This window comes from Streptomyces alkaliphilus (genome assembly GCF_014141535.1).
Taxonomy (GTDB): domain Bacteria; phylum Actinomycetota; class Actinomycetes; order Streptomycetales; family Streptomycetaceae; genus Streptomyces; species Streptomyces alkaliphilus.
The window spans coordinates 1-3,980 of record NZ_VKHT01000466.1; the positions used below are offsets into that span (position 1 = coordinate 1).

Consider the following 3,980-nt stretch of genomic DNA (forward strand, 5'->3'; position numbering starts at 1 on the left):
GAAACCGGTAGAGTCGAAGAACCCACTCCACCTTCAGACAAAACAACAGGATCGCACCTTATGTCGGAATCTCTGCTAGTGAGTAAAAACAGGCTCCTCGCGGGATAAAGGTGCTGGTCGGCTCCTGGTGCTCCCCGCGCCTGCGGGGGTGGTCCCCCTCGACCGCGCACTCAAGGGCACCGCCGTCTGTGCTCCCCGCGCCTGCGGGGGTGGTCCCTCCATCCCCGGAGCACCGTCCGTCTCCCGCCGGTGCTCCCCGCGCCTGCGGGGGTGGTCCCCAGCAGCCGACCGACACAGCACTGTCGGCCGTGTGCTCCCCGCGCCTGCGGGGGTGGTCCCCTGGCTGGGGGCCCGGGTGGACAGGCGGGCCGGTGCTCCCCGCGCCTGCGGGGGTGATCCCGAGCTTCAGCCGCTCGTTCATCTCCTCCACCAGTGTTCCCCGCGCCTGCGGGGGTGGTCCCAACACGGGTGACTGGATCATCGGCTGGTTCAAGTGTTCCCCGCGCCTGCGGGGGTGGTCCCCAGGCAGCGTGAGAGGAGCGGCATAGCCAAGCGTGTTCCCCGCGCCTGCGGGGGTGGTCCCGGGTACCGCTCCTCGTCCACGCCGGGCGCCACGTGTTCCCCGGGCCTGCGGGGGTGGTCCCGAGGGGACGCCGCGGTTCGAGTTCCGGGGCCAGTGTTCCCCGCGCCTGCGGGAGTGGTCCCGGGCTGGTGTACGGCGCCGGGTCCGGGATCGGGTGTTCCCCGCGCCTGCGGGGGTGGTCCTGCCCTCGCCCTCCTTCGGGGGTTTTCCCTGCTTTCAGGGACCCCTCGGGACGGGGGTGGTGACCCGCCCCGGCTTCCGCTCCCTCGTCTACGGCGTCACGGCTCGGAGCGCCAACTCCCACGGGTACTCGCGGATTCCGGAGCCGGGTTCGTTCGGCACGAATCCCTCCTCTCCGTCGTCGCCCAAGAGGACGCGGACCCCGGCCTCGCGCAGTTCCGCCACGGACCGGCCGAACCGGGGGTGCCGGGCCAGGACGGTGTTGACGCACGGCAGCACCACCAGGGGGACGCCGCGGCCCATCATCTCCACACCGATCCCGACGACGTGGGAGTGCGTCAGGCCCAGCGCCAGGGCGTTGATGGTGTGCAGGGTGGCGGGGGCCAGGATCACGCCGTCCGCTGCCGGCCAACCGCCGCCCTTCGGCTCGTCCGGGCGTCGCCATCGGGTGCGCACCGGGTGCCCGGTCGCGTGCTCCAGGTCCTCGACAGCTTGCTCTCCGAGCCAGGCGGCGGCGGTGGGGGTGAGAGCCACGCACACCTGCCGGTCATCGGCTCGGTAGAGGTTCACGGTGGCGACGATCTCGAACACAGGTGGGGCCGCGCAGCCCAGGAGATAGATCGTTCGCATTTCAGCGCTATTGCCCCCGGGTCGGAGCCCGGAGGCAATCGGACATGCCGGAGCCACCGAACAATGAAGGGGAGGGCATGAGCTCAGGATATGCCCACCCCGCTCCCTCGTTCACCAGTTCAGCAGTTCCCGCACGCGGGCCTCGGTGAGGGTCGCGTCGGTGGCGTGAACACAGGTGATGCCCATCGCCTCGGCCGGCGGGAGGTTCCGTTCGTGGTCGTCGACGAACACGCATTCCTCAGGTGCCAGACCCATGCGTTCCACCGTCCGGCGGTAGATCTCCGGTGACGGTTTCCGGACGCCCTCCTCCTCGGAGAGGACCACGACATCGGTGAAGCCCTCCCACATCCCCAACTCCTTGTACACGTTGAAGGGGGTCAGGCCGAAGGAGTTGGAGAGCATGGCGGTGACCACGCCCTCCCGGCGGGCCCGGCCGACCAGCTCGACGATGCGCGGTTCGGGCCGCAGGCGGGCGAGAGCCCGGCGCATCAGGTCTGTGGGGTCCAGGCCGAGGATGCCGCCGATCACCCGGTTCCAGTCCTCCTGGGTGGCCCGACCCACCTCGAGTTCGGCGTAGACGTGCACCCCGTCGGGGTGCTCGGTGAGGGCGGCGAAATACGCCCCCGGCTCCAGACCGGATTCCCGTTCGAAGCCCACTCCGTTGGCGCGCATCGAGGTCGTCAACACGCCCCCGAAGTCCAAGATGAGTCCGCGATAGTCGCTCACACTACTGCTCCGCAGATGGATGGATGTCGGCCGCTGTCGCGCGCGGAAGGACGGGCGGACAGCGGCCGTTGAGTGTCCGCCGCTGTTGAGAGCGGGGCTTCAGTATCCACCGTTCCGCCCTACTCTGGCAGTGAGTGCTCAGCCACGACGAGAGCGAGAGGCGCGGGTGATGGAGAACGCCGGCACAGCGAATTTCACGATCGGAGACCGCGTTCGGTACTACCGGATGCGACGCGGCCTGTCCCAACAGGCCCTCGGCGAACTGATCGGCCGTACGGACAACTGGATCTACCGCATCGAGCACGGCATCCGACCGGTGGACCGCTTGTCGGTCCTGCTGTCCCTGGCGGAGGCCCTGCGGGTGGACATCTCCGACCTGGTCGGGATGGACATGGGGTCCGGAGATCAGGGGCCGCAGCACGATGGGGTCCCGGGCCTGCGCCGTGTGCTGTCCCGACCGCCGTCCCACCTGGACACCGGTGGCTCTCCGATGGCGACTGCGGACCTGAAGACGGCCGTGGAGAGCCTGTGGCGGACCTACGAGACCGAACGGGCGCAGCGCTACCGCCTGGTCGGGGAACGTCTGCCCGCGCTCCTCGGAGCCGCGCACACCACCCTCTCCGCCGCTCCCACGGGTGAGGAGGGAGAGATCGCCCGGCACGTGGTCAGCCTCTACGGCCTGGCCCAGATCTGGTTGCGCCGCGTGGGAGAACACACCCTGGCCCGGGTGGCGGCCGACCGCGGGCTGTCGATCGCCGACGAGACCGGTGATCCGGAACTGCGGGCGGCCGCGGCCTGGTCGGTTGCCTGTGTCCTGACCTCCAGCGGCGATGTGGCCGATTCCATGGAACTGGCCCGCGAGATGATCGACCACTGCTCTGTCGACGACACCTCCACGGAGGGCCACATCGCCGCGGTGGGCGCTCTACACCTCCAGGGCGCCGTGGCGGCCATGCGGTCCGACCGCGGACCGACGGCGTGGGACATGCTGCGCCGGGCCGACCGGTTCGCCGCTCGGATCACGCCCGGGACGAACCACTGGAATACGGTGTTCGGGGAGTGCAATGTGGCCATGCACGGGGTGCACTTGGCAGCCGAGGAGGGCAACGCCGCGGAGGCTCTGCGTCTGGCGGACGACGTGCACGTGGCCGACTCCATCCCGTTGGAGCGCCGCGCCCGATACACGATCGAGGTGATGAACTGCAACCGGGTGCAGAAGGACGATTACGCGACCGTGTTCATGCTGAGCAGGTTGCGGGAGCAGTCCCCCGAAGAGATCGTCTTCTCGCCTCTTGTGCGGGATGCGGTGGTCACCCTGATGAAACGGGAGCGACCGCTGTGGGCCGGTGAACTGCGGGAAGTCGCGTACCACATTGGCGTGGCCTGACCGTCCACGTTACGTGGTCATGCATACCCTGCCAGTTAGGCAGGGTTGACGTTGTGGCAGGGCCGAGACCGTGAACTCCTCCTACGGTCTGTGTTCATGACGCCACATCACTGTCTTCCCGGGCGGGAAGGACTGACGGTCACGAGACCGGAGGACCACCCTCCCCGCATCACGGAGGCCGGACGCCTCGCTCTCCCCCTCCTCGTCCAGGACGAGGACACGGGGAGGACCGGAGTGGTCAACCTGGTCCTCCCCGTGGAGCAGGTCGTGACGCTGCTCCAGCAGATGACCGGGGTACTGGGGGCGCCGCATGTTGGTACCCGATGAGCCGTCGGCTCCCCTGCCCCCGCCGCTGCGCGGGCCGCTGAACCAACCGGTTCAGGCGTTCGCCCAGTGCGTCGACTGCCGCGAGTACAAGACGATGCCCGCCGGCTCCCTGATCACCTCCGGCGCCCCCACCGCCTGCCCCGAGAC

3 protein-coding genes and 1 CRISPR repeat array are annotated in these 3,980 nt (G+C 69.3%); of the genes, 1 reads left to right on the top strand and 2 read right to left on the bottom strand.

Annotation, left to right across the window (positions count from 1 at the left end; all coding sequences use genetic code 11):
• The first annotated feature begins 127 nt into the window (after window positions 1–127).
• A CRISPR array of direct repeats spans window positions 128–766; the repeat unit is 29 nt; unit sequence GTGCTCCCCGCGCCTGCGGGGGTGGTCCC.
• A gap of 87 nt (window positions 767–853) precedes the next feature.
• Entirely contained in the window at window positions 854–1,393 is a 540-nt protein-coding gene (locus FNQ90_RS15045; RefSeq protein ID WP_182606849.1) for a flavoprotein, read from the bottom strand.
• A 111-nt stretch (window positions 1,394–1,504) separates the two neighbouring features.
• Window positions 1,505–2,119, bottom strand: coding sequence for an HAD family hydrolase (locus FNQ90_RS15050; protein WP_323379975.1), 615 nt, complete (start codon window positions 2,117–2,119; stop codon window positions 1,505–1,507).
• 169 nt (window positions 2,120–2,288) lie between these two features.
• On the opposite strand from FNQ90_RS15050, the gene FNQ90_RS15055 reads away from it, so the two are divergent.
• Complete coding sequence (locus tag FNQ90_RS15055) at window positions 2,289–3,506, top strand: helix-turn-helix domain-containing protein (protein WP_182606852.1); 1,218 nt, start codon at window positions 2,289–2,291, stop codon at window positions 3,504–3,506.
• Window positions 3,507–3,980: the final 474 nt, after the last annotated feature.

Coding starts and splice junctions, on each gene's coding strand:
- FNQ90_RS15055 (WP_182606852.1), top strand. CDS start 2,289: ATGGAGAACGCCGGCACAGCGAATTTCACGATCGGAGACCGCGTTCGG.
- FNQ90_RS15045 (WP_182606849.1), bottom strand. CDS start 1,393: ATGCGAACGATCTATCTCCTGGGCTGCGCGGCCCCACCTGTGTTCGAG.